The sequence below is a fragment of the Pseudogemmobacter sp. TB195 genome (genome assembly GCF_058313095.1).
This window is the reverse complement of record NZ_JBZEGG010000028.1, coordinates 35,941-58,384: the sequence shown is the minus strand read 5'-3', so window position 1 is coordinate 58,384 and position 22,444 is coordinate 35,941. Positions and strand designations below refer to the sequence as shown.

The window sequence follows — 22,444 nt, the reverse complement described above, 5'->3', positions numbered from 1 at the left end:
GTCAGTCTCCGTCCTGCGAATTGAAGCCAAGCCCGACGCCCAGCACCGGCGCCATTTCGGAAAGTGCGATGGCGCGGGCAGAGCGCACGAGGCGCTGCACCTCAAGGATCTTCTCGCGCCGCTCGGGATCTGACACCCCCGCCAGCTGCGGCTCGTCCAGCTTGCCGGCCGCGACAATCGCCCGGTCCATCGCAGCGATTGTGCCGGCCGCATCGGGTTCAAGCGCAGCCGTCAGACGGCGGATGGCCTGCAATTCCAGAAGGATATTGCGGGTTGCCCGTCCCGAGGCGCGGGCCTCGGCGCGTTCCGGGCGCGGCTTGTCTTCTTCGCCAAGCGGGCGGCCAAGGCGTTGATCGGCAATGAATTCAAGCCCCCCCATCAGCTGGGTAAAGACCGCCTGCATCGCCTCGGTCCGGTTGAGAAACCGGGTGTTGCCGTCGCTGCCCGCGCTCAGCAGCAGCTGCGCAAAGCCCTGATCCCCGGTCCAGCCTGCATCCAGAACCGACGCCAGCCGCGCAAGGTCTTTCACCGTGGCCCGGAGCAGCGGACAGGAATCGGCGCCGGGCGGCTCGCCTGGGTATAACAGGCGTTCCAGCCCCGTAAGCCCGCGTGCCGCCACCGATTGCTTCGCGAATAGCTCAGGCTCGAGGCTCGCCGGGTCACCCAGCAAAAGCCCGCGCTGCGCCTTGGCGCCAAGCCCTTTCGGATCGGGCCAGAACCGGATCGCCAGCGCTGTGCCGCCCTCTTCCGAAGGGCCGAAATGCAGCCAGGACACCGCCATCCAGGCGTCAAACGCCTTGTTGAACGCAGGGCGCAAGGTGGTCGGATCACATTGGCCGCCGGTCTCGGCGAAATGGCTCTCGGTCTGTGTCTCAAGCGCGGCGGTCGCTTTGGCGAAAGTGGCAAACCCCGGCAGCATGACGGTATCGACCGCCTGTTTCAGATCGGCCAGAGCAGGGCCGGCGCCACAGATCAGGGCCAGCGCAAAACCAAAAGGGCGAAAACGCGACATCACAGGCTCTCCAGAAAGGCGATCAGGGCTTCACGGTCTTCGGTCGGCAGGGCAATCACGGCATCTCGCTGCGCCCCGGCCTCGCCGCCATGCCAGAGCACGGCTTCGAGCAGCGAGCGCGCCCGGCCATCATGGAGGAAATTCGTATGGCCGGAAACCTGTTCGGTCAGCCCGATCCCCCAAAGCGGCGGCGTGCGCCATTCGCGCCCGGTCGCGCGGCCCTCGGGGCGGTCATCGGCCAGCCCCTCGCCCATGTCATGCAGCAAAAGATCGGTATAGGGCCAGATCAGCTGGAAGCTTTGCTCGGGCTGATCCTTCAGGCGGTGGGTCACGAATTTCGGGTTGTGGCAGCCGATGCAGTTCAGCCCGTAAAACACCTCTTTGCCACGCAGGACCTGGGGGCTGTCGATATTCCGACGCTCGGGCACGGCGAGGTTGCGCGCATAGAAAGTCACAAGATCAAGGCTTTGCCCATCGACCTCCAGCCCGTCCCGCACGCCCGGCTCCTGGCCATGCGGCGCCTCGCGGCAAGCGGTCTGCGCCGGGGTGCAATCCCCCCAGGGGTCGGGGACCAGCACCGTCGACAGCCCCATATCACCGGAAAACGCATCGGCAGATTGCTGGCGGATGGTTGGTGTACCGGCCTTGAGGCCAAAGCGCCCCAGCATGGCCACGGCAAATTCCTGCGAGGGCACGATCGAGATACGACCCGAGATCCCGTCGCCATCGGCATCGTCAGGATCGGCCAGCGCGATGATATCGGCGGCCGGAATCGCCTCCAGCAGCCCGAGGCCGATCATCTGCGGCGCGACACGGGGCGAGATCATCAGGTCCTTGTGAAAGGCGCCAAAGCCGGGGTTCGAGATGGTGTAACCGGGCTTGCGCAGCGACACGGTCAGGCCATCGGCCAGCGTCACCGGGGTCTCGGTCCAGGCAATATCCATCCGGCCCTCGGCCGGCAGCCCGGGCACCGCGAAATCCTGCAGCTGCCCGCCATAGACCGGGTCCGGCAGTGTCGCGATCCATTCGGAAATCCCCATCGGCGCCTCGCCCCCCGGGACAGACAGGCGCAGAAACATCGAAACCCGCGCCTCATCGGGCGTGGCAGGCGGATGACCGCGCCCGTCTTTCAGATGGCAATCCTGACAGCCCCGCGCATTGTAAAGCGGCCCCAGCCCGTCCGATGCCTTTGTCGAAGAGGGCGCCGAGACCCAGGTCTTGCGAAACAGCGCATTGCCAAGCTTGAAATCCATCTCGCGCTCAAAGGGCATATTCCCTGACAGGATGGAAAACGCATCCGCATTGGGCCTGACGCGCACGGTCGCGGCGCCGCCCTGCATCAGCTCGAACCCTTCGGCTCTGGTGAAATCAGTGGTGGGCGCGATGACCCGGGCGATCCGGGCGGTTTCGGCCTTGGTGCGGGCAATCACCGGCAGATGCCGGTCGTCCAGACTTCCGGCGCCCGGATCTCTGTCTTCCGGAATGTGACTGTCCGGATCTGGCATGACCGCTTCCTGCGCGCGGGCGGGCAGGACGGCGGCCATCAGGAGGAGAGCAAAAGCAGGCGCTAACCGGAGGCGTAACATGAGGAACTTCCCTGAACCCGTCTTGCCTGATCCTTTTCCCCGAGTCTTTCAATCGGAAAACGCAGGCCAGCAGCGGCTGCGTGACCCTCTGTCGCGCCCCGCCCCGGTTGCCGTTGCAAGTCCCGCCCGCCCGCCTTGCCCCTCCGGTCAGGCCCCCCAGGCGGAGCCCCGGACGAGCGCCGCCAGTCGCGCCTCCCCGGCTCAGAACGGCCCGCTGACCGGACGAAGCGGAGCCATGGCCATGCGGCAAAGTCAGGCTGTCGGAACCCCGTGCGCGTGCTACGCTCCGCAAATGCCGCCGGCACAGCCGTGCCTGGGGCCGGGGAACAGGAAAGGCAGATCATGACGACGCATTATGATCCTGACTGGATCAACGGGCCGGTTGCGGCGCTGCGGGCCTGGCGGGACAGGCGGCCAGAGGTGCTGGCGCCGGTCCTGCCCGATGCTGTGACACAGCATGACCTCCCCCCGGAGGGGGGCTGCCCGGGCGGGCTGGTCTTCACGCCCCTGGCATCTGGCGCCGGGGACGAGGCCGCGCCGATTGTCTATTTCCATGGCGGCGGCTTTATCACCGGCTCGCCCTGGACCCATCGTATCGTGACCGCCTGGATCGCGCAGGAGACCGGCGCGAGGGTGATCTCGGTCGCCTGGCGCCTCGCGCCCGAACATCCGTTTCCGGCCCAGGCCCAGGACGCGGTCGCAAGCCTGCGGCGGCAGCTGACAGGCGTGCGGCAGCTGCGGCTTATGGGCGACAGCGCGGGCGGCCTGGTGGCGCTCTGGGCCTTTGCCGGGCTGACAGAGACGGAACGCGCCCGCATTGCCGATGTCACGCTCTTTTATCCGGGGGCCGGGCCGGGCATGCCGCCTGCCCCACAAAATGCAGCACATGAGGCCGATGGGCTGGGGCCGAAATCGCTGGCCGCTTATCACCGCCACCTGGATCCCCAGGCGCTGATTGCCGGGGACCCGCGCCATGACCCGCTGGCACCGGGCTTCCCCCGCCCTCCGGGCCTGACCATCCTGGGCGCAGGCATCGACCCGGTTTTGCGCGACGGCGAAGCCCTGGCACGCGCATTACAGGGCAGGCTGGTGCTGGCTGACGGGCTCGATCACGGTTTTCTGGGCGGGCTGCCCGCAGACCCTGCGCAAGGCTGGTTGCGCAAGGCGCTTGGCCTTACGGAGAGGGGACGGGTGTGATGAGCCTGGGGACCCTATCGCCACCCCCTGCGCCTCTCAGTCTTCTGCTTCTGCGCCCTCATGCCGCGCCATTTCCGCGACCGCCGTTTCACGCAACGCGTGCAGATCAGAGATGGTGCGCTCAAGCGCCTCGCGCTGCCGCGCCAGCTCCAGCAACTGACGATCCGCCATGCCGAGCCAGGCCTCCAGCTGCGACCGCTCGCCCTTGTGACCATAGATCAGCAGCCATTGCCGGATCTCTTCCAGCGAAAAGCCGAACCGCCGACCGCGCAGGATCAGCTTCATCCGCGCCACCTCGCGCGCTGTGTAAAACCGCGCGCGGCCCTCGCGTTCAGGGGCCAGTAATTCGATATATTCGTAATAGCGGAGCGTGCGCGGCGTGACATCGAATTTCGCGCACATCTCTTTGAAACTGATCCGAATCTGATCCGGCATAAGGCCCTCCGCCCGGCAGATCGTAGGGCGCGCCGGGCCGAAATGGCAAGCCTTCCGGGGGAAGGGACACGACGGCACCGCGAAAATCACTGACGCTGCGTCATCGCGGGGCCGAACGCTCCCCCGGCCCTTGCAACGCCCCGGCCAGAGCGGTTTGATACGGCCCATGCAAGAGACCGCCCCCCCCACTGCTTCCGACACACTCGCCATCGCGCACCGTTTTATCGAGGCGCTGCCTCATGCAAAGGCGCTGAGGCTCCGGCTGGAGGAGATCGGCGGCGGAATAGCGGTGATTTCCATGCCCTGGGACAAACAGCTGATCGGCGATCCGGCAACCGGGGTGATCCATGGCGGCGCGGTTTCGGCGCTGATGGATACGGCTTCGGGGGCGGCCGTAATGGCGCATCCGGCCGGGCCGCGCTCGACCGCGACGCTGGATCTGCGGATCGACTATATGCGCCCCGCAACGCCGGGCCAGACGATCCGCGCCCGTGCCGAATGCCACCATGTCACCCGTTCGGTCGCCTTCGTGCGCGTCACCGCCTGCGATGAGGACAGCACACGCCCGGTCGCCATGGCCACGGGTGCCTTTACCTTCGAAAGGGGCGATGACGTGGCCCGCACCCTGCCGGATGATCCGCGATGACCAGTGAATATGCGCCGCTCCTTGAGACAGTCGTGGCCCGGATCCCCTATCTGGGCTTTCTCGGCATCCGGTTCGACACTGCCGGGGCGGAACTGACCGCTGTGCTGCCCTACCGCGATGATCTGATCGGCAATCCGCTGATCCCGGCGCTGCACGGCGGGGTCACGGCGGCCTTTCTTGAGGTGACCGCAATCACCGGCCTCGTCTGGAACGCGCTGCACCAGGGCCGTATCCTGCCGGCTTCCCTTACAGCAGACACCCTGCCCGCTTTGCCGAAAACCATCGATATCACGGTGGATTACCTGCGCCCGGGCCAGCCGCGCGATGCCTTTGCCCGCGCCCGCATCAACCGCTCAGGCCGCCGCTATGCCTCGGTCCATGTCGAAGCCTGGCAGGAGGACCCGCAACGGCTTTTTGCCCAGGGCACCGGCCATTTCCTGATGCGCGAGGGCTGAGGCGCACTCCGGCTTTATCACGGCTTTACCCGACAATCACGACAGAGACGCTTGCCATTTCCCCCGCCGCCGTTCCAGAATTGCCCTATCCAAGCAGGAGAATATCGGATGCGGAAATTCCTGGTTGTGCTGGATGACAGCCGCGAATGCCTTAATGCCATGCGTTATGCGGCGCTCCGGGCCGCCCATACCGGTGGCGGCGTGACGATCCTTTCGATCATCCCGCCCGAGGAGTTCCAGCACTGGATGGGCGTCGCCGATCTGATGCGGGCCGAAGCGCGCGAACGGATCGAGGCGCATTTCGAGGTCTTTGCCAAATGGATGCGCGACAAACAGGGCGTAACCCCCGAACTGGTGATCCGCGAAGGCGATGCGGTGACCGAGATCCTTGCCCAGATGCGCGAAGATCCGGAAACCGGCGTCCTGGTGCTGGGCGCGGGAACCGACAAATCCGGCCCGGGCCCGCTGGTCACTGCAATGAGCCGCAATTCGGGCAGCCTGCCAACCCCGATCACCATCGTGCCCGGCGATATGTCGAAAGAAACGCTTGAGAAGATCACCTGAGCGATTCGCGATCCGGATGGGCCTGAGGCGCAGGATTGCCCCTGGAAACGCCCCGCTCTGCGTGATCACATCAGGAGATCATGACCGCAAAATGCGCTGAAACGCCTTTGCTTTGCGCCGGTTTCAGGGCAGCATGGCGCGAAAATACCCCCTCATCCCGCTGCCGGAGTGCTTTGCGATGCGCTTGTCCCCGATGTCACTCCGGTTTCTGCTGATCGCAGCCCTTCTGCCGATCCTGATGTTGGTTCACCTGTCGGGGATGGCGCGCGCACAGTCCTGGCTGGAACACCCCTTCGATGCCACGAAGCTGAGCCGCGAGGACACCGCGACCCTTCAGGCATCTCTGGCCTGGACCGGCGATTTCTTCGGCGTGGTGGACGGGATCTGGACCGATCAATCCCAGCAGGCCTTTGTGAAATACGCGACCCGGACTGCGGGGCGCGAGACGGTGCCCAAGTTCAGCGATATCAAAGACCTCGTGATGTTTCTCGAAGATGAACGGGTCAGGAATGACTGGCAGCTGAATTATTCGCCTATCGCCAATACCTCTTACCTCTTCCCGTTCGGCCTGATCGAAGAAGTCAAAGATGCCAAAGAGATGGAATATCTCTCAAAGGACAAAAGCATCTCGCTGATCATCCGCGAAGGCAAACTGGCCGATGCGCAATCCGATCATGACTGGTTTCTCGGCAAGGCCCGGGCAGATACCAAGCCCTACCAGTTCTCCAATGACCAGACGATGATCAGCTGGGTCGATCTCGACAATAAGATGACCGCCTATATCCGCTCTGACCTGCATGACGGGCTGTGGAGCACAATGAACTTCGTGACCACGGAAGAGGGGTATTTCCGTGTCAATCTGCTGGCCGGGACCACGGTGACGGGCAATGCCAGCGCGGCTTCTCTGATCTGGACCCCGGGCGGCGTGATCGACCAGGTGATCAATGGCACCGCAGGGGCTGCGCCGCCCACCGCAGCCGCTGCGGCCGCGCCGCGCGCCGAGGATCAGGTGGAGCGCCCCGGAAAATCCGCCGTGACCTCGCCAACCGCACCGGAGTCAATCCCCACATTGCCGCCCGAAGCATCGCACCCAACCCCGCCGAAAGACATTCCGGGCGATCTGGTCGAAGATCTGCCGCCCGCAAGCGATGCGCCGGCCAATGGGATCCTTGGCACCCCCGCACCCGGAACCGCAACGCCCGGAACCGCAACGGCAGATGCAGGGCCCGCCCCCGGCGGGCTTGGAACCCCGGCCCCGGGTCTGCCCGATGCACCCGATCCCGGAACCGCCATTGCCGCCGGCCCGGCGGAACTTGGCACTGCGCCCGGCGGCCCGGCCCCGATCCGCGCCCCCGAAGGACAGCCCGCCGCGCCGGTTGGTGCGCCAAAGGTCGCAGCCGTGGCCGAAACCCCGCGCCCCAAAGTCAATGGCACGCTAAAAAGCTCCGGCACCGGATTCTATATCGCGCCGACCACACTGGTCACCGCCGCCCATGTGATCGAGGGCTGTTCTGCCATCGGCATGGCCGACGGCAGCGCGCTGGAAGTTCTGGCCGCAGATACCACGCTGGATGTGGCGGTGCTGGGCGGCGCGATCGACACCGGCGCCTGGCTGAAGCTCTCGGCGCTGGAGGTTCCGAAACTGGGCGAGACGGTCACCACGCTCGGCTACCCCTATTCGACCAGTCTCGATCAGGGGCTGACTGTCACTTCGGGCAATGTCTCGGCGCTGCGCGGCGCAGACGGGTCGTCAAACCGGGTGATGATCACGGCACCGGTGCAACCCGGGAATTCGGGCGGCCCGCTTCTGAACAAAAAGGGCGCAGTGATCGGTGTGGTGGTGAGCCGCGTTGATGACATCGCCATGCTCGAGGAAACCGGCACCCTGCCGCAGAATATGAATTTCGCGGTGCCTTCGGGGCCGCTCCTGACCTTCCTCGCCAGGGAACGCATCTCGCGGCCCCAGGGCGAAGGCATACGCGGTGATCTTTCAGGCGAACTGCCCGAGGCCTTTGCCGCCGCCGTTGTACCGGTGCAATGCTACCGCTGAGCCGCAAGGCTCAGCTCCCAGGCGCAAAACGGGCCCCCGGGGCCTGTTTTTCATTTTGGCAAGCGTCACAACTCAGCGCGCAGGGCGGGGCTCAGCCTGTCAGGTGCTCGAAAAGGATCAGCCCGCCCATCGCGATCAGGGCAAGGCCGCCAAGCGTCTCTATCAGCCGGCCAAAGCTGCGGCCGAGCCAGCGACCGGCGAGGATCCCCGAGGCGCTCATCACCATCGTGGTGAAGCCGATGGCGGCGGCAATGACAAAGATATTCGCCTCCAGCAGCGCCAGCGACACACCCACCGCCATCGCGTCAATCGAGGTGCCAATGGCCGTCAGCACGGTCGCGCGCAGCCCAGGGGCGGGTGGTGCCTCATCTGTCCCGCGCGACAGCGCCTGGAACAGCATATGCGCCCCCACCGCCCCCAGAAGCGCGAAGGCGATCCAGTGATCCACCGCCTGAACCCAGGCGCTCGCCGCCATCCCCAGCCCCCAGCCGATCAGCGGCGTGACCATCTCGACCGCGCCGAAAATCGCGCCCGTCTTTACGGCGCGCATCAGCCCCGGCCGCTGTTCTCCCGCGCCGCGCCCGAGCGAGGCAATAAAAGCATCAACAGACATCGAAACGGCAAGAATGCCGATGGTGAAGGGGGACATGCGGGTCTCCTGTCCTTTGGATCCGGCAGCGAGACGCCGGGATTGTGAACGGGCCTGAGGCCCAGAGCACGGTCTTGCATGACCCAGGTGACCCGGGCCGGACGCACCATGCCCGGGATCTCCCCGCGGGCGAGAGTGTTGATACGCCCCTGCCATCACCTGGCAGTCGCTACTCCCCGATGCGGGCCAGATAGGTAGGTCATGATAAAAAGTAAAGTAAAATCATTATGTTACAATGAAACTCATTTGCATCTGCGCCACGACACCCGTCGCAGCGGGTGGACAATCGCGGGCATAAAAGCCAGCATCCGGCGAAAGCCCCGGGGCGTTAATTCACATCGAAAGGCGACTGCGTATGACCAGCCAGCAGATACCGCAGGGCGGCGCCATAAAGCCGCCGCACCAGAAGCCGCCGCGCAAATCGGGCTTAGCCCATCTTCTGGCGGCGGCGACCTATTCCGCCGCCGGGTTCCGCCGGCTTTTGCACGAAAGCGCCTTTCGCCAGGAGCTGACCATCGGGCTGATCGTGCTTGCCGGCCTCGCGCTCTGGGGGGTGGGCCTCGCCAAACTGCTCGGCTTCGCGATTTTCCTGCTGGTGCTGACTGCCGTCGAGGCGCTGAACACCGCGCTTGAGGTGCTGGTCGACCATCTTTCGCCGGACTGGTCTGAATTTGCCCGCGATGCCAAGGATCTCGGCTCGCTTGCGGTCGGGGCGACGCTGATTGCGACCGCGCTTTATCTCGTCTGGGTTGTGCTCGGCCAGACCGGATTTATCTGAGCCGTATCTGGCGGCTACCGTAAGGGAAGACATGCCGCAGATGCAACCCCGCCCTGCGGAAGCGGCGGGTTTTCTGCATCGCAGCATTGATCTATATTTCCGGCGGGAGGCGACAATTACCAAAGGATGCACGACATGTCTGTGCAACGCCCCGTCGATCTTCTGAAAGCCGTCCTCGTGCCGCAGGATCCGGCCCAGAGCTATTATACCGCCCCCAGCCGGAAACCGGCCCCGGTGCAGCTGGCGCCGCTGAATGCGCTGGACGAGATGTATGCCTATTTCGGCTCGGACCGCGCCTGAAACAATGCTGCCAAGCGGGCGATCTGGCCCCGGGCACGCCCCCATTGCCGCATTCCGCGCTCCGCAGGGGTTTTACACGCGGGCGCGCGGTTGACTTGTGATCCCGCCTGCCCCATATCCGGCTGATACAGTCGGAGAAGCACCATGTTCATCCAGACCGAATCCACTCCGAATCCGGCGACGCTGAAATTCCTGCCCGGCCTGACCGTGCTGGAACTTGGCACCGCGGATTTCCCCAATGCCGAAGCGGCGGCCAAATCGCCGCTGGCGCGGCGCATTTTTGCGGCGGGTGGCGTGACCGGGGTTTTCCTCGGGTCTGATTTCGTGACCGTCACCAAGGCCGAGCAGATCGAATGGCCCCATATCAAGCCGCAGATCCTTGGCGCGATCATGGAGCATTTCCAGTCCGGCCAGGCCGTGATCGACGGCGAAGGTCCGGGCGATGGTCATGCAGCCAATTTCGACAGCGCCGATGAAGGTATCGTGAGCCAGATCAAAGAATTGCTGGACACGCGCGTGCGCCCGGCAGTGGCCCAGGACGGCGGCGACATCACGTTCCACGGCTTTGATCGCGGCATTGTCTATCTGCATATGCAGGGCGCCTGCGCCGGCTGCCCTTCCTCGACCCTCACGCTGAAAATGGGGATCGAAAACCTGCTGCGCCATTACATTCCCGAAGTCACCGAGGTCCGCCCGGTCGCGGCCTGATCCGCGTCCGGCATTTCCCTGATGGCTGAGGCGCGTTTTCCTCTGTTGGCTTTCGACACATCGGCCGCGCATTGCGCGGCCGCTCTGGTTACGCCACAGGGGCTCTTCACCCGCTTTGAACCGATGCAAAAGGGCCAGGCCGAGCGGCTGATGCCAATGCTCGAAGAGCTTCTGGCCGAGGCCGGCCTGCCCTGGGCGCATCTGGCGGCGCTGGCGGTGGGGGTTGGCCCGGGAAATTTCACCGGAATACGCATTGCGGTCGCCGCCGCGCGCGGGCTGGCGCTTGGGCTTGGCCTGCCGCAGACCGGTGTCACCAGTTTCGAGATGATGCGCGACCCCGCCCATCCCCATTCCCATCCGGCCGAGCTTGTGAGCCTCCCCGCCCCGCGCGGCGAGGCCTATGTCCAGCCTTTCCGCTATGGCGCAGCCCAGGCCGCGCCCCGGCTGATCGACCCCGCCTGCCCGCCCGCCGACCTTGCGATGCCGGGGCGGATGCAGGTCACCGGCCACCGCGCTGACGAGATCGCAGCGCCTTTCGCGGGCCGCGCCCTGTGCTGCGAGCTGGAGAATATTCCCGGCCGGCTGGCACAGGTTGCAGTGTGGAAATTCGCCTGTGGCCTGGCCCAGACCGCGCGCCCGGCCCCGCTTTACGTCCGCCCCCCCGATGCCGCGCCGCCCTCTGATCCGCCGCCGGTGATACTTGATGCCAACGGCCCGGAGACCACGGATCGCGCCCCGCTTGATGCGGATGGCTGAACCTGTCGCCCCAGACATGCCAGCCGCCCTGGCCGAAAGCCTCGCGCGGATCCATGCCGCCTCTTTCACCATGCCCCGGCCCTGGAGCGCGGCGGAGATCGCGGCGCTTCTCTCCCGGCCCCATGTCTTCCTTCTGACCGAAGCGCGGGATCAGGAGCCCGCGGGCTTTCTGATCGGCTCTGCCATTGCAGGCGAGGCCGAACTTCTGACGCTGGCCGTCCATCCCCGGCACCGCCGTCAGGGGCTGGGCGAATGCCTCGTCGCGGGGTTTCTGGCCGAGGCCAGCACCCGCAACGCAACCTCGCTGTTTCTCGAGGTCGCAGCCGACAATGCCCCGGCCATCGCCCTTTACACCCGCGCCGGCTTCCACGAGGCAGGCCGCCGCCGGAACTATTACCAGGCCCCCGGGGGAAATCACGTCGATGCGCTGGTTCTCGCCCGCGAGGGCTGACGCGCGCCACCATGCAAGGGCCGGGTAAGCGCCAGGCCCAGAAAACACCTCGACCCAGGGCCAGGCTCCGTAGCCGGGATGGCGGCGATCAGGCGGGGCTCCGGCCGGACCGGGGAAAGCTCCTGGCAGAAAGCGTTGTTCCAGCAGGGAAAAAATCATGATCCTTGCAACCCGTCCTGCCCAGGCAACCGCTGTCCCCGCACTTTTCACCGGAATCGCCGCCAGCGCCTCCCTGGCAGACCACGCACTGATCTTCGACCACGGCGGCGGCGTCGACAAAAGCCTCACCGAGGCCGCCTGCAATGGCGCCGTGCGCCTGAAGGCCGAGACCGGAGGCACCTGCCAGGAACGCGAGATGCGCGAAGAGACCCAGCGCGAACAATCGCTGCGCCGCATGGCCGAGAATGGCACCAATCCGGTGGTGGCAACCGGATTTGGCATGCAGATCCGATTGCCCGCATCGCACCCGATTTCCTCCGATACGAAAATCGTCACCACCGACGGCCGGGTCGATCCGGCAGCGCAGCCGAATGTGCTCTCGATCAGCCTCCACAAGGAAGAGGGCTCTTATCTGACCGGAATGCTCGCGGCCCGGGCCTCGAAAACCGGCAGGCTGGGCTTTGTCGGGCGGCATGAATGTCCCGCGGATCCGGGCCTTCGGCTGCGGCTTTGCGCAAGGGGCGAAGGCGGTGAACCCGGATATCAAATTCGCCTCCCCGATGACCGGCGATCCTCCGGACGCCTGGAATGACCCGGTCAAAGACCCGGAACAGGCTCGCACCCTGAAAGCCTAAGGCACTGATGTTATCTTCGCCGCCGCCAGCCAGACCTCGCTCGGCGTTTTACAGGCCGCAGCGGATGAGGGCATTCTTTCGGTCAGCGTCGCTTCGAACCAGGACCACCTCCATCCCAGCCAGGTACTGACCTCGATCCTCAAGCGCGTCAAACTGGCAGTCTGTGATTGGTTCAGACAGAGCGAGGCGCAGGACCTGACGCCGCAGCTTCTGGAGCTGAAGGAAGATGGTGTAGGTAATGCGCCGGACAACAATACCGCCGCGCTGATCACGCCTGAAATGAAGGCAAGCGTCGATGCCGCAGCGGCGGCAATCATCGCGGGCGAGCTGAAAGTCCACGACTCCCGCTCGGGCAATACCTGCGCCACGGCGCCGTTCTGAATAGGCCGGGGGGATGCCGGGCGACGCAATCGGGCGCCACGCGGGGGGTCCGGGGGGTCTTAACCCCCCGGCCTCCGCCACATATCCCCCGGCCATGGGATTGCGGTGCATCTCGAAAAGCTTTGGCCCGGGCCGCGCCAATGCCGGATCAGCTTTTCCGTCCCGAAAGGCACGCCCGAGGCATCATCGGAGTAAACTGCGCCGGCAAATCGTCGCTGATGTCGATCCTTTAGGCTTTCACCGTGCCGATCAGGGCGAGAGTCTGATCCATGGCCGCCCGCCACCCCTCCCCGACGGTCTGAGCGCGATCCGCGCCGGCATTGCCATGGTCTTCCAGCATTTCAAGCTGGTGATGAATTTCACCGTCCTGGAAAATGTCATCCCAGGCGCCAAAGATGGCCCGCTGCCTGGCCGCTCGCTCCGGCCCGCCCGCGACAGCCTCACCGCACTCGCACACGAATACGGGCACGAGGTCTAGGCCAACGCACTGGTCGAAGGCCTCTCGCCCGGCCATCAGCAGCGGGTTGAGATCCTGAAAGCCCTCTGACGCAACGCCGATATCCTGATCCTCGATGAACCCACCGGCGTCCTCACCCCTGGCAGAGCCCAGCCACCTCTTTCGCATCCTCAAAGGGTGGCGCGGCCGCCTTGTCGGCACGCTCGGCACCGCAGAAACCGGCCCCGCCCGGCGCGCCGATCAGACGGTCAGGCGATTCTGCTGGGCCCGGTCGAACTTGATGAAATTATAAGCCTTTCCGACCGTATCGCCAACTCATACGATGGTCGCATCATGGCGCTGCACGACCCGGCAGCCACATCCGAGAGCGATATCGGCTGACTGATGGCCGGCATTGCCCCGCCAGAATCCCAGACCGGACCCCGCCCGAACAAACGGCAGAGGCCCCCTGATGCAGCCCTTGCCGAAATGGGCCGATCTGGTCGTCGTGCCGCTGATTTCGCTGACACTTGCGGCATTCTGACTACGCTGGTGATCATCCCGACTGGTGAGAGCCCCTGGTTTGCGCTGACCACCATGGTCCAGGGTGCGCTGGCACTGCCCGGCGCCTCGCTCGCAGCGGCGGCCTTTGGCGCCGCCTGGACCGCGACCCCGGCCTGGCTCCACGCCTGGCGCGGCAGCCATATCGCGATCACCACGATCATGTTCAACTCTATCGCGGCAAGCCTTCTGATGTTCATGCTGGTCGATGTACGCGCGCCATCGACTCCCAGGACCCATCCTGTGCCCGTTTCCTTGCCGCGCTGGCGCTGCCGCGATTCATCCAGATGCCCGGGGACTCGATCTTCTCTTTCCCCGCACCGTGCCAGCCAATATCACGCTGTTCCTCGCGCTTGCGGTGGCCCTGGTGATCTGGCCTCTCCTCTGGCACAGCCGCACCGGGTTCCGCTGCTGCGCTTTGGACAAATCCGAAGGCGCCGCGCGTTACGCCGGGACCGGCCCGGTAAAGACCACGATGACCGCGCTCCTGATCACGAGCGCGCTTGCAGGCCTTATGTCGGTCAGCAACGTGATGGGAGATGCCGTCCGCCTTCTAGACAATTCCGCCTCCGGTGCCGGGTTCATCATCGCCGTGGCGCTGATGGGGCGCAACCATTCGCCTGGCCTGGTGCTGGCGGCGTTTCTCTTTGGTTTCATCTTCCAGTGCGGATCCGAGCCTGGCTTCATGACCGCCATTCACATCGGGACGCGGATCGTGATCCAGGGCCTCGTGAGCCTCTTCACCGGATCCCTGATATGATGGTCGGCATGGGGCCTGAACGTGTCTTCGCCCGCCTGCCCAGCCAGGCGTCCAAAGTAAAGGCCGCCTGATGGATCACGCCTCGGTCCTCCGGCTTCTCACTTCGACGGTGCCGCTTTCAACGCCCTTGCTGCTGGCCTGCCCTGGTGGGCTTTGGTCCGATCGCGCCTGGACTTTCGACATCGGGCCCGATGGCAAGATGCTGACCGCCGCGATGATCTTAGCTAAATGGCGTCCGGTTGCCGCGCTCTGGGCCTGCCTGCTCTTTGCCGTCTTCCAGGCCCTGGCGCTGCGCTCAGACATTCCGCCCGGGGATCTGATGCTCCTTTCCGATCACATCAACTATAATGACCGCAATACGCTGATCAGCGAGCCTACAGATGCCCGTTTCGTCTCCATGACAAACGCCCATTCCCCCCGGCTGCGCCAGGCGCTCACCCAGGCGACCGATGCCGAATCGATCCCGCCTGGGGAAGGGATCTGTTGCTGGTATTCCGGCCGCTCTTTCGAAACCCCTGCCGAGATTCGTATGCCTGAACTCCTCGAAGGCGATGCGGTCGGCATGCCCACCCTGCCCGAAGTGATCCTCACGCGGCTTCTCTGCCTTGCGGTCACGGCAATCTCAACCATCAGCAATATGGCTGCAGGTCTTTCAGACGAGGCGATCAGCCGCGATCATACCTAACCCATGGCGCCCCCGTTGGTGCGGCAAAACTGGAACGAATCCTGCGCCGTTACCTGCGCGATCTCGCGTGAGGCGAAAGCCGGTTTGACTTCCGGGCGCAGGCGGGCAAACCTGAGCCGACACATCCCCGCTTGTTACTGGCCTGGCCCCTTCCCCGATGCAGCTCTACCTCCCTATCGCCGAGGTCTCGGTCAATATTTTCCTGTTGTTCGGGATCGGCGGAATCGTGGGCTTTCTTTCGGGAATGTTCGGGGTTGGCGGCGGCTTTCTGATCACCCCCCTGTTGTTCTTCATCGGCGTGCCGCCCGCTGTCGCGGTGGCGACCGGCGCGAACCAGGTCGTGGCCTCTTCGGTCTCGGGGGTGCTGGCGCAGATGAAGCGCAAGGCAGTCGATTTCCGGATGGGAACCGTGCTGCTTGCGGGCGGTTTCATTGGCTCTGCCATCGGGATCTGGGTCTTTGCGCTGATGCAGTCACTGGGCCAGGTCGATCTGTTCGTGCAGATCTCTTATGTCGTTTTCCTGGGCTTTATCGGCGCGACGATGTTGCAGGAAAGCCTGCGCGCGCTTTTGCGGACGCGGGGCGGCAAGGTACAGATCCGCCGCGCCCATACCCATTCCTGGGCGCATGGCCTGCCCTTCAAGATGAAATTCCGCGCCTCGGGGCTTTATATCTCGGTGATCCCGCCGATGGCGATCGGCGCCTTCACCGGCTTTCTGGCCGCGATCATGGGGGTGGGCGGCGGCTTCATCCTGGTGCCCGCGATGATTTACCTGTTGGGGATGCCCACCAAGGTCGTGATCGGCACCTCGCTTTTCCAGATCATCTTCGTCTCGGCCTTTACCACCATCATGCATTCGGTCACCTCGCAGACCGTCGATATGATGCTGGCACTGGTGCTGATCCTTGGTGGCGTGATCGGGGCGCAGATCGGCAGCCGTGTCGGCGTCTATCTCAAGGCCGAACAACTGCGCGTCCTTTTGTCGCTGCTCGTCGTTGCGGTGGCGCTCAGGATTGCGGTTGATCTGCTGCTCCGCCCGGTCGAGCTTTATTCGGTGATGCCCGGGGTGCTGCCATGAGGCGGCTTGCCCTGATCGCCGCGCTGATCCTTGCGGGCCCCGCTATGGCGCAGGACGCCGCACAGGATGGCGTCCCAGACACCCCGGTCGAGACAATCGTCTCGGGCCTGAGCCAGAACCGCGTCTCGATCACCGCGAATTTCGATGGCGACGAGATCCTCGTCTATGGCGCCGTCCGGCGCGACGCGCCGGCGCCACAGGGGCGGCTCGATGTGATCGTGACCGCCGAGGGCCCCTCCGGCCCGGTCACCGTCAGGCGCAAGGAACGCACCGCCGGCATCTGGATCAATCGCGATTCCGTCAATATTTCCAGCGCGCCCAGCTTCTACGCCGTGGCCACAACCGGCAAGCTCGACGAGATCCTGAGCGCCGAGGAGAACCGCAAACATGCGATCTCCATCGACCAGCTGGTGCATCTTGAAGCCGCCGATGCCGCGACCGAGGCCTGGGTCGCCCGGGGCGGCGACCCGGATACGATGCCGCTTTTCCCGATCCTGCTGGCCGAGGGCGAGTTCATCCGCTCGATGATCCGGGTGCGCACCAATGAGGGGCGCTACCGGATGCTGGAAAACCGTGTCCAGCTGTCAGAACAGACGCTGTTTCGCGCCGATCTCACTTTGCCCTCGAACCTGACCGAAGGCGTCTACCGGGTGCGGATGTTCCTCTTGCGCGACGGCAAGGTCATCGCAAACCACGAGCGCTGGATCCGGGTGCGCAAAGAAGGGCTGGAGCGCATGGTCTTCAACCTCTCGCGCGAGCAGCCCTTGTTTTACGGCCTGTTGTCGCTGGCGATTGCCGCCTTTGCCGGCTGGGCCGCCTCGGCCGCGACCCGGCTGATCCGGCGCTAGGGTTCAGTCAGCTTCCACCAGCAGTTTCTCGAGATCAAGGCGGCGGGTGGTCATCTTCAGCCCGCCCTTCTCGTCGCGCGGCCAGTCGGCCTCGGGGCGGTCCCAGTAAAGCTCCACGCCATTGCCATCGGGGTCATCAAGGTAAAGCGCCTCGCTCACCCCATGATCCGAGGCGCCGGTCAGCGGATACCCCGCCTCGGCCAGGCGTTTAAGCGCATTGGCCAGCGCCTTGCGGTCGGGATAGAGAAAGGCCGAATGGTACAGCCCCACCGTCCCCGGGGCCGGGCGCGTGCCGCCAAGCGATTCCCAGGTGTTCAGCCCGATATGGTGGTGATAGCCGCCCGCCGACAAAAATGCCGCCTGGGCGCCGTAACTTTGGGTGACTTCAAAGCCCAGCACGCCGGAGTAAAAGCCAATCGCACGGTCAAGATCCGAGACCTTGAGATGGACATGGCCCACGCGGGTCGCGGGATGGATCGGGGTCGTCATGAGATCGCTCTCCCTTCTCACGAAATTGTTTCCTCTCACAGATAGAGACGCCCCGGCCTTGCGAGAACAGCGATTCCCGCACCGGATCTGTGCAGAGATCGCAGAGTTGTGAAGACAGACCGGCGGGGAAAGCCGGCGGGTCAGGAAACCCGCCCTGTTCGCATCCCCCCGCGCGGCGCAATAGTCGGCTGGCAACTCTGTGAGGTTACTCAGATGAAACGCATCTTCCTGGCCGCCGCTGTCACGCTCGGCCTTGGCGCAACGGCGGCGCTCGCCGATGGCAAAGTCTATATCACGCTGCCCGATATGTCGGGGATCGCGCAGGATCCGGTCGCGGCTGACCGGCTGCTTTCGGATATGCAAAACACCCTCGTCCTCAGCCAGAACTGCCCGGAGGAGAGCCTTTCGGATGAGGAACATTCACTGCTGACCGATGGCTTTGACCTTTTGGCCTATGGCGAGCTGAAGCTTGATACCGACGGGATCATCGCGAAATATGAGACGCCAGCCTTTGATCTCCTGGACAACAGCACCCTCGCCTGCAGCGAAGAGCCAGAGCTGAAAGCGCGCACGATTGCGACGCTCATTGAGGCTGGTGGCGATCTGACACCGCTGCCCGATCAGGAAAAAGCCTATCTGGACTGGCGCGCGCTGATGGATCAGATCCGCCCCTGACGCGGCCTGCCCGAAATAACAAAGGCACCGGAGCGATCCGGTGCCATTTTCATTTCCCACACCTGACGGGGGGACAGCCTCAGGGGGAAACCGGGGCTACTTCGCCTTTACGCCACCCGCTGCCGCCTCAAGCGCCGCGATCCGGGCCGAGAGCGCCTCATTCTCTTCGCGCGCCTTTTGCGCCATCAGCCGCACGGCGTCGAATTCCTCGCGGGTGACGAAGTCGCGCCCGGCCATCCAGCGGTCGACCATGCTTTTCATCGCGGTTTCGGCTTCGGTCCGCGCGCCCTGGGCCACGCCCATGGCATTGGTCATGAGCTGGCTCATATCGTCGAGGAATTTGTTGCGGCTCTGCATCTCGGCCATCCCTTGTCGTCAGCCCCGGGGGGATCCGGGTCGCTTTGACCCTATATGCGCGCCCGCACGCCCGTTCACAAGTGTTGAGGCCATCGATGCGGCGCGGCCCTTGCAGTTGACTTCATCCCCTGCCCGCAAGACAAGCGTCTCACGCAAAAGCGTCACATGACAAGCATCTCGGGCCAGGCAGTTGCGCCCCGGCCGCCAGCAGGAGCGCAGGATGATCCCTTTCCCGAATCTCTCCCCTGACATTTTTTCGGTCGAGCTGTTCGGCATGAGTTTCGCCCTGCGCTGGTATGCGGTCGCCTATATTGCCGGGCTGCTGCTGGGCTGGTTTCTGGTGACGCGGGCGGTCAGAACCGCGCGGCTCTGGGCACCGGGTGCAGCACCCATGACGTCGGAACAGGTAGAACGCCTGCTGACCTGGGTGATCCTTGGTGTGATCATCGGCGGGCGGCTGGGCTATGTGCTGTTCTACCAGCCCGGGCGCTACCTCTCGCCTGAGAATTTCATGGCCGATCCGATGGCGGCGCTCAGGCTCTGGGATGGCGGCATGTCTTTCCATGGCGGTTTCCTTGGCGTGGCGGTGGCAGGGCTGATCTTTGCCCGGCGCGAGGGCCTGGCACCCCTCTCGGTCGGGGACCTTTTCGCCTATGCTGTGACGCCGGGCCTTTTGTTCGGGCGGCTTGCGAATTTCATCAATGCCGAGCTCTGGGGCCGGCAGACCGATCTGCCCTGGGGCGTGATCTTCCCCGGTGAGGCGGCACAGACCTGCCCCGGCCTGGTCACGCTTTGCGCCCGCCACCCAAGCCAGCTTTACGAGGCGGCGCTTGAGGGACTGCTGCTGGGCGCACTGATCTTCTGGCTGGTCTGGAAACGCGGCTGGCTGCGCTTTCCGGGCCGGATCATGGGCGTGTTCATCGCCGGCTATGGGCTCGCGCGGTTCCTCGTCGAATTCGTCCGCCAGCCCGATGCGCAATTCGTCGGGCCGGATAACCTGCTGGGCCTTGCCTTCCATATCAACGGCTGGGGGCTGACCATGGGCCAGGCCCTGTCGCTGCCGATGATCCTGATCGGCCTGTGGTTCGTCTTCCGCCGGCCCGGAGTGCAGACGGTCACGCCGTGACGACCCCGCTGGCAGAGCTGATCGCCGCCCGCATCCGCGCCAGCGGGCCGGTCAGCCTTGCCGAATATATGGCCGACTGCCTCCTGCATCCGCGCTTTGGCTATTACGCCACCCGTGACCCTTTCGGCCAGGCCGGAGATTTCACCACCGCCCCCGAAATCAGCCAGATGTTTGGGGAATTGCTGGGCCTGTGCCTCGCGCAATCCTGGCAGGATCAGGGCGCGCCTGCGCGCTTCACCCTGGCCGAATGCGGGCCGGGGCGTGGCACGCTGATGGCCGATGTCCTGCGCGCCACCGCCCGCGTGCCGGGGTTCCACGCCGCCGCCGATCTGGTGCTGATCGAGGCCTCCGCGACACTTCGCGGCATACAGGCGAAGACCCTTGCCGGGCATCAGCCGCGCTGGCTGCCTCTGGTGCAGGATCTGCCTCAGGCGCCGCTGTTCCTGCTGGCCAATGAGTTTTTCGACGCATTACCGATCCGCCAGTTCACCCGTCAGAGCGGTGGCTGGGCGGAAACCATGATCGGCCTTTCGGGTGAAGCGCTGACCCCCGGCCAGGCGCCTCCCGGCCCGCTGGCCGCGCTTGATCACCGCCAGGATATCCCCGAAGGCCGCATCGTCGAGATCTGTCCCGCCGCCGCTCCGATCATGGCGGAAATCTCGGGCCGTATCCGTCGCCATGGCGGGATGGCGCTGATCGTCGATTACGGGGACTGGCAGAGCCTGGGCGACACATTCCAGGCCATGCACGCCCATGCCTGGGTCGACCCCTTTGCCACACCCGGCGAGGCCGATCTGACCGCCCATGTCGATTTCGGGGCGCTCGCCCGGGCGGCTTTGCCCGCTGCAGCCTCTTATACGACCCAGGGTGCGCTTTTGACCGCGCTTGGCATAGGGCCCCGGGCTCAGCAACTTGCCGCCCATCCGGCTGCTGCACGAAACGACCCGCTTGCCGCCGCACGCCGCTTGACCGATCCCGCAGAAATGGGGACCTTGTTCAAAGCCCTCGCCATCCATCCGGCCGGAACGCCGCCTCCTGCGGGATTTCCGGTCGGGAGTATCACGGTCGAAAGCACTGCCAGGGGAGGCAGAGACGATGCTTGAAATCATCACCTCCGGGGCGATCCCGCAGCGCCACGGCTTCTTTACCCGCAAGGGCGGCGCCTCTTCGGGGATTTTCGCCGGGCTGAATTGCGGCTTTGGCTCCACCGACCAGGCCGAGATCGTGGCGATCAACCGCGCCCGCGTGGCCGAGGCGATGGGGGTGGGCGCCGATGGGCTGCTCTCGGTGCATCAGGTCCATTCGCCCGATGTGGTGACCGTGACCGCGCCCCCCGGCGACCCGGCCGAGCGCCCGAAAGCCGATGCGATGGTAACGCGCCTGCCGGGCGTCGCGCTGTCGGTGCTGACCGCCGATTGCCAGCCGGTGCTGTTTTCCGACCCCGAGGGCGGCGTGATCGGCGCGGCCCATGCCGGCTGGCGCGGCGCCATGTCCGGCGTGCTGGAGGCAACCGTTGACGCGATGGAGGCAATCGGGGCCAGCCGCGCGCGGATCCGCGCCGCAATCGGCCCGACCATCAGCCAGGCGGCCTATGAGGTCACGGAAGACTTCCTGCAGACTTTCCTCGCCGAGGATCCGGAGAATGGCCGTTTCTTCGCCAATGGTCAGAACGGGCGCTACCAGTTCGACCTGCCGGCCTATGGGTTGCACCGGCTGCGCGGCGCCGGGATCGGCCATGCCGAATGGGTCGGCCACTGCACCTATGGCGACCCGGATCGCTTCTTTTCCTACCGCCGCACGACCCATGCCGGCGAGGCCGATTATGGCCGGCTGATCGCCTCTATCCGACTTTGACCGGGCAGGCGATGGCGGCCCGGAAACAATGCGTCTGATTTTGGCGCATTTCGTCCCGCCTGGAAATGACCACAATTTCAGATCCATCGGCCAAAACAACGCCGCATTGTTCGGCGATTCTGCCGGCAAGACGCGATGAAACCCAGGGCATCAGACCCGGCCATCGCTAAACCGAGCGCAGTATCGAGGAGACGCAGCATGGCAGGCAAGATGTTCCCGCCGAAGTCCGAAACCACAAAAGCCAAGACGCAACGCCGCTGGCTGCAAAGCGTGATCGCGGCCTCGGGGCAACCGCTTCCGGCCTTTCCCTGGATGCGCGCCGCAAAGTCAGCCGTCGCGACCAGGCAGCCGGTTGAGGTGATCACCGGCGGCTCGCATCGCCCGACTACCCCCCTTTTCCGCCGCAATGGGCCTGCGGGTGGCATCGCGGCACGCTGACCGCACGTTAAGCACGAATCGGAACGACAGGGATTCGGTCCCCCTCCGGTCAGAATGCCACCTGAAAGCCTGATTTGCGGTAGTTGTAGCGGCTCAACAGCCGCGAATTCGAAACAATGCCAGGGATTCAGGCGGATTTCTTCGATCTCAGCCCGGCAACAACGGCAAATGTTTGACAATGGGGCGCAACCGACGCACGAATGGCGTCAGGTCAAAGTCCCTGACTATGATCCGGAGCGCGAAACGGTCCAGACCGCTTTGCTGTTCCAGATCTCTCCCCGTCGCCGCTCACGATACGGGAGACGTGGTGAGTAAGAACGGCCCCGGTGCTCCTCTGGCACAGAATGCGGGGCCGTTTTTCATTTCAGCGGGCCT

Annotated in this window: 25 protein-coding genes and 2 pseudogenes; 21 read left to right on the top strand and 6 right to left on the bottom strand. The window is 64.9% G+C overall.

Features of this window, described 5'->3' with window-relative positions; translation table 11 throughout:
* Position 1: 1 nt before the first annotated feature.
* Both AC4FS3_RS23455 and AC4FS3_RS23450 read right to left on the bottom strand, forming a co-directional pair.
* Positions 2–1,012 carry an imelysin family protein gene (locus AC4FS3_RS23455; RefSeq protein ID WP_491022512.1) on the bottom strand — a complete coding sequence of 337 codons (1,011 nt, stop codon included), beginning with the start codon at positions 1,010–1,012 and terminating at the stop codon, positions 2–4.
* The gene (locus AC4FS3_RS23450) at positions 1,012–2,517 is read right to left on the bottom strand and encodes a di-heme oxidoreductase family protein (RefSeq protein WP_491022511.1); all 1,506 of its coding nucleotides are present in this window, start codon (positions 2,515–2,517) and stop codon (positions 1,012–1,014) included. Before AC4FS3_RS23450 ends, AC4FS3_RS23455 begins: the two co-directional genes overlap by 1 nt.
* 423 nt (positions 2,518–2,940) lie before the next feature.
* Here AC4FS3_RS23450 and AC4FS3_RS23445 point away from each other — a divergent pair, with 423 nt between their 5' ends.
* Entirely contained in the window at positions 2,941–3,795 is an 855-nt protein-coding gene (locus tag AC4FS3_RS23445; protein WP_491022510.1) for an alpha/beta hydrolase fold domain-containing protein, read from the top strand.
* Between the two features lie 36 nt (positions 3,796–3,831).
* Here AC4FS3_RS23445 and AC4FS3_RS23440 read toward each other — a convergent pair whose 3' ends face one another.
* Positions 3,832–4,230, bottom strand: coding sequence for a MerR family transcriptional regulator (locus AC4FS3_RS23440; RefSeq protein ID WP_491022509.1), 399 nt, complete (start codon positions 4,228–4,230; stop codon positions 3,832–3,834).
* Positions 4,231–4,396: 166 nt separating this feature from the next.
* On the opposite strand from AC4FS3_RS23440, the gene AC4FS3_RS23435 reads away from it, so the two are divergent.
* From AC4FS3_RS23435 to AC4FS3_RS23420, 4 genes are all read left to right on the top strand, one after another.
* On the top strand, positions 4,397–4,876 hold the full coding sequence (locus AC4FS3_RS23435; protein WP_491022508.1) for a PaaI family thioesterase: 480 nt from the start codon (positions 4,397–4,399) through the stop codon (positions 4,874–4,876).
* Entirely contained in the window at positions 4,873–5,331 is a 459-nt protein-coding gene (locus AC4FS3_RS23430) for a PaaI family thioesterase (protein ID WP_491022507.1), read from the top strand. Before AC4FS3_RS23435 ends, AC4FS3_RS23430 begins: the two co-directional genes overlap by 4 nt.
* A gap of 108 nt (positions 5,332–5,439) precedes the next feature.
* On the top strand, positions 5,440–5,895 hold the full coding sequence (locus AC4FS3_RS23425; protein ID WP_092895413.1) for a universal stress protein: 456 nt from the start codon (positions 5,440–5,442) through the stop codon (positions 5,893–5,895).
* 178 nt (positions 5,896–6,073) lie between these two features.
* Complete coding sequence (locus tag AC4FS3_RS23420; RefSeq protein WP_491022506.1) at positions 6,074–7,945, top strand: S1C family serine protease; 1,872 nt, start codon at positions 6,074–6,076, stop codon at positions 7,943–7,945.
* Between the two features lie 91 nt (positions 7,946–8,036).
* Here the strand turns inward: AC4FS3_RS23420 and AC4FS3_RS23415 are convergent, their stop codons facing one another.
* Positions 8,037–8,594 (bottom strand): manganese efflux pump MntP, encoded by a 558-nt coding sequence (locus AC4FS3_RS23415; RefSeq protein WP_491022505.1) that lies wholly within the window; start codon positions 8,592–8,594, stop codon positions 8,037–8,039.
* A 355-nt stretch (positions 8,595–8,949) separates the two neighbouring features.
* Between AC4FS3_RS23415 and AC4FS3_RS23410 the strand changes: the two genes are divergently transcribed.
* The 11 genes and pseudogenes from AC4FS3_RS23410 (at position 8,950) to AC4FS3_RS23360 (ending at position 17,130) form a co-directional block, all read left to right on the top strand.
* Positions 8,950–9,372 (top strand): diacylglycerol kinase, encoded by a 423-nt coding sequence (locus tag AC4FS3_RS23410; RefSeq protein WP_491022504.1) that lies wholly within the window; start codon positions 8,950–8,952, stop codon positions 9,370–9,372.
* A 135-nt stretch (positions 9,373–9,507) separates the two neighbouring features.
* Positions 9,508–9,672: a hypothetical protein gene (locus AC4FS3_RS23405; protein ID WP_491022503.1), complete on the top strand. Its 165-nt coding sequence runs from the start codon at positions 9,508–9,510 to the stop codon at positions 9,670–9,672.
* Positions 9,673–9,816: 144 nt separating this feature from the next.
* On the top strand, positions 9,817–10,380 hold the full coding sequence (locus tag AC4FS3_RS23400; RefSeq protein WP_491022502.1) for a NifU family protein: 564 nt from the start codon (positions 9,817–9,819) through the stop codon (positions 10,378–10,380).
* Between the two features lie 21 nt (positions 10,381–10,401).
* A complete protein-coding gene (gene tsaB / locus AC4FS3_RS23395; protein WP_491022501.1) occupies positions 10,402–11,136 on the top strand; it encodes a tRNA (adenosine(37)-N6)-threonylcarbamoyltransferase complex dimerization subunit type 1 TsaB in 735 nt (244 codons plus the stop codon).
* 16 nt (positions 11,137–11,152) lie between these two features.
* Entirely contained in the window at positions 11,153–11,587 is a 435-nt protein-coding gene (gene rimI / locus AC4FS3_RS23390; protein ID WP_491022500.1) for a ribosomal protein S18-alanine N-acetyltransferase, read from the top strand.
* Between the two features lie 157 nt (positions 11,588–11,744).
* Positions 11,745–12,762: pseudogene (locus AC4FS3_RS23385) on the top strand (BMP family lipoprotein).
* Between the two features lie 94 nt (positions 12,763–12,856).
* Positions 12,857–13,409: pseudogene (locus tag AC4FS3_RS23380) on the top strand (ATP-binding cassette domain-containing protein); the annotation flags it as partial.
* A 672-nt stretch (positions 13,410–14,081) separates the two neighbouring features.
* Entirely contained in the window at positions 14,082–14,519 is a 438-nt protein-coding gene (locus AC4FS3_RS23375) for an ABC transporter permease subunit (RefSeq protein ID WP_491022499.1), read from the top strand.
* A gap of 70 nt (positions 14,520–14,589) precedes the next feature.
* Positions 14,590–15,204, top strand: a complete 615-nt coding sequence (locus tag AC4FS3_RS23370) for a phosphorylase family protein (protein ID WP_491022498.1) — start codon at positions 14,590–14,592, stop codon at positions 15,202–15,204.
* A gap of 157 nt (positions 15,205–15,361) precedes the next feature.
* Positions 15,362–16,282: a sulfite exporter TauE/SafE family protein gene (locus AC4FS3_RS23365; RefSeq protein WP_092895389.1), complete on the top strand. Its 921-nt coding sequence runs from the start codon at positions 15,362–15,364 to the stop codon at positions 16,280–16,282.
* A complete protein-coding gene (locus AC4FS3_RS23360; protein WP_491022497.1) occupies positions 16,279–17,130 on the top strand; it encodes a TIGR02186 family protein in 852 nt (283 codons plus the stop codon). The genes AC4FS3_RS23365 and AC4FS3_RS23360 overlap by 4 nt, the downstream gene beginning before the upstream one ends.
* A 3-nt stretch (positions 17,131–17,133) precedes the next feature.
* Here AC4FS3_RS23360 and AC4FS3_RS23355 read toward each other — a convergent pair whose 3' ends face one another.
* A complete protein-coding gene (locus AC4FS3_RS23355) occupies positions 17,134–17,619 on the bottom strand; it encodes a VOC family protein (RefSeq protein WP_491022496.1) in 486 nt (161 codons plus the stop codon).
* A 213-nt stretch (positions 17,620–17,832) separates the two neighbouring features.
* Between AC4FS3_RS23355 and AC4FS3_RS23350 the strand changes: the two genes are divergently transcribed.
* Positions 17,833–18,294: a hypothetical protein gene (locus AC4FS3_RS23350; protein WP_491022495.1), complete on the top strand. Its 462-nt coding sequence runs from the start codon at positions 17,833–17,835 to the stop codon at positions 18,292–18,294.
* Positions 18,295–18,390: 96 nt separating this feature from the next.
* On the opposite strand, the gene AC4FS3_RS23345 is transcribed toward AC4FS3_RS23350, so the two are convergent.
* Positions 18,391–18,651: an accessory factor UbiK family protein gene (locus AC4FS3_RS23345; protein WP_491022494.1), complete on the bottom strand. Its 261-nt coding sequence runs from the start codon at positions 18,649–18,651 to the stop codon at positions 18,391–18,393.
* Positions 18,652–18,871: 220 nt separating this feature from the next.
* Here AC4FS3_RS23345 and lgt point away from each other — a divergent pair, with 220 nt between their 5' ends.
* From lgt to AC4FS3_RS23325, 4 genes are all read left to right on the top strand, one after another.
* On the top strand, positions 18,872–19,777 hold the full coding sequence (gene lgt, locus AC4FS3_RS23340; RefSeq protein ID WP_491022493.1) for a prolipoprotein diacylglyceryl transferase: 906 nt from the start codon (positions 18,872–18,874) through the stop codon (positions 19,775–19,777).
* Positions 19,774–20,880 carry a class I SAM-dependent methyltransferase gene (locus AC4FS3_RS23335; RefSeq protein WP_491022492.1) on the top strand — a complete coding sequence of 369 codons (1,107 nt, stop codon included), beginning with the start codon at positions 19,774–19,776 and terminating at the stop codon, positions 20,878–20,880. Before lgt ends, AC4FS3_RS23335 begins: the two co-directional genes overlap by 4 nt.
* A complete protein-coding gene (gene pgeF / locus AC4FS3_RS23330) occupies positions 20,873–21,631 on the top strand; it encodes a peptidoglycan editing factor PgeF (RefSeq protein ID WP_491022491.1) in 759 nt (252 codons plus the stop codon). The genes AC4FS3_RS23335 and pgeF overlap by 8 nt, the downstream gene beginning before the upstream one ends.
* 198 nt (positions 21,632–21,829) lie before the next feature.
* Positions 21,830–22,069, top strand: a complete 240-nt coding sequence (locus AC4FS3_RS23325) for a hypothetical protein (RefSeq protein WP_491022490.1) — start codon at positions 21,830–21,832, stop codon at positions 22,067–22,069.
* The last annotated feature ends 375 nt before the right edge of the window (positions 22,070–22,444 follow it).

Bases quoted from the DNA above. Each gene is read 5' to 3' on its own strand.
- AC4FS3_RS23455 (WP_491022512.1), bottom strand. From the start codon at position 1,012: ATGTCGCGTTTTCGCCCTTTTGGTTTTGCGCTGGCCCTGATCTGTGGC.
- AC4FS3_RS23450 (WP_491022511.1), bottom strand. From the start codon at position 2,517: ATGCCAGATCCGGACAGTCACATTCCGGAAGACAGAGATCCGGGCGCC.
- AC4FS3_RS23445 (WP_491022510.1), top strand. From the start codon at position 2,941: ATGACGACGCATTATGATCCTGACTGGATCAACGGGCCGGTTGCGGCG.
- AC4FS3_RS23440 (WP_491022509.1), bottom strand. From the start codon at position 4,230: ATGCCGGATCAGATTCGGATCAGTTTCAAAGAGATGTGCGCGAAATTC.
- AC4FS3_RS23435 (WP_491022508.1), top strand. From the start codon at position 4,397: ATGCAAGAGACCGCCCCCCCCACTGCTTCCGACACACTCGCCATCGCG.
- AC4FS3_RS23430 (WP_491022507.1), top strand. From the start codon at position 4,873: ATGACCAGTGAATATGCGCCGCTCCTTGAGACAGTCGTGGCCCGGATC.
- AC4FS3_RS23425 (WP_092895413.1), top strand. From the start codon at position 5,440: ATGCGGAAATTCCTGGTTGTGCTGGATGACAGCCGCGAATGCCTTAAT.
- AC4FS3_RS23420 (WP_491022506.1), top strand. From the start codon at position 6,074: ATGCGCTTGTCCCCGATGTCACTCCGGTTTCTGCTGATCGCAGCCCTT.
- AC4FS3_RS23415 (WP_491022505.1), bottom strand. From the start codon at position 8,594: ATGTCCCCCTTCACCATCGGCATTCTTGCCGTTTCGATGTCTGTTGAT.
- AC4FS3_RS23410 (WP_491022504.1), top strand. From the start codon at position 8,950: ATGACCAGCCAGCAGATACCGCAGGGCGGCGCCATAAAGCCGCCGCAC.
- AC4FS3_RS23405 (WP_491022503.1), top strand. From the start codon at position 9,508: ATGTCTGTGCAACGCCCCGTCGATCTTCTGAAAGCCGTCCTCGTGCCG.
- AC4FS3_RS23400 (WP_491022502.1), top strand. From the start codon at position 9,817: ATGTTCATCCAGACCGAATCCACTCCGAATCCGGCGACGCTGAAATTC.
- tsaB (WP_491022501.1), top strand. From the start codon at position 10,402: ATGGCTGAGGCGCGTTTTCCTCTGTTGGCTTTCGACACATCGGCCGCG.
- rimI (WP_491022500.1), top strand. From the start codon at position 11,153: ATGCCAGCCGCCCTGGCCGAAAGCCTCGCGCGGATCCATGCCGCCTCT.
- AC4FS3_RS23370 (WP_491022498.1), top strand. From the start codon at position 14,590: ATGGATCACGCCTCGGTCCTCCGGCTTCTCACTTCGACGGTGCCGCTT.
- AC4FS3_RS23365 (WP_092895389.1), top strand. From the start codon at position 15,362: ATGCAGCTCTACCTCCCTATCGCCGAGGTCTCGGTCAATATTTTCCTG.
- AC4FS3_RS23360 (WP_491022497.1), top strand. From the start codon at position 16,279: ATGAGGCGGCTTGCCCTGATCGCCGCGCTGATCCTTGCGGGCCCCGCT.
- AC4FS3_RS23355 (WP_491022496.1), bottom strand. From the start codon at position 17,619: ATGACGACCCCGATCCATCCCGCGACCCGCGTGGGCCATGTCCATCTC.
- AC4FS3_RS23350 (WP_491022495.1), top strand. From the start codon at position 17,833: ATGAAACGCATCTTCCTGGCCGCCGCTGTCACGCTCGGCCTTGGCGCA.
- AC4FS3_RS23345 (WP_491022494.1), bottom strand. From the start codon at position 18,651: ATGCAGAGCCGCAACAAATTCCTCGACGATATGAGCCAGCTCATGACC.
- lgt (WP_491022493.1), top strand. From the start codon at position 18,872: ATGATCCCTTTCCCGAATCTCTCCCCTGACATTTTTTCGGTCGAGCTG.
- pgeF (WP_491022491.1), top strand. From the start codon at position 20,873: ATGCTTGAAATCATCACCTCCGGGGCGATCCCGCAGCGCCACGGCTTC.
- AC4FS3_RS23325 (WP_491022490.1), top strand. From the start codon at position 21,830: ATGGCAGGCAAGATGTTCCCGCCGAAGTCCGAAACCACAAAAGCCAAG.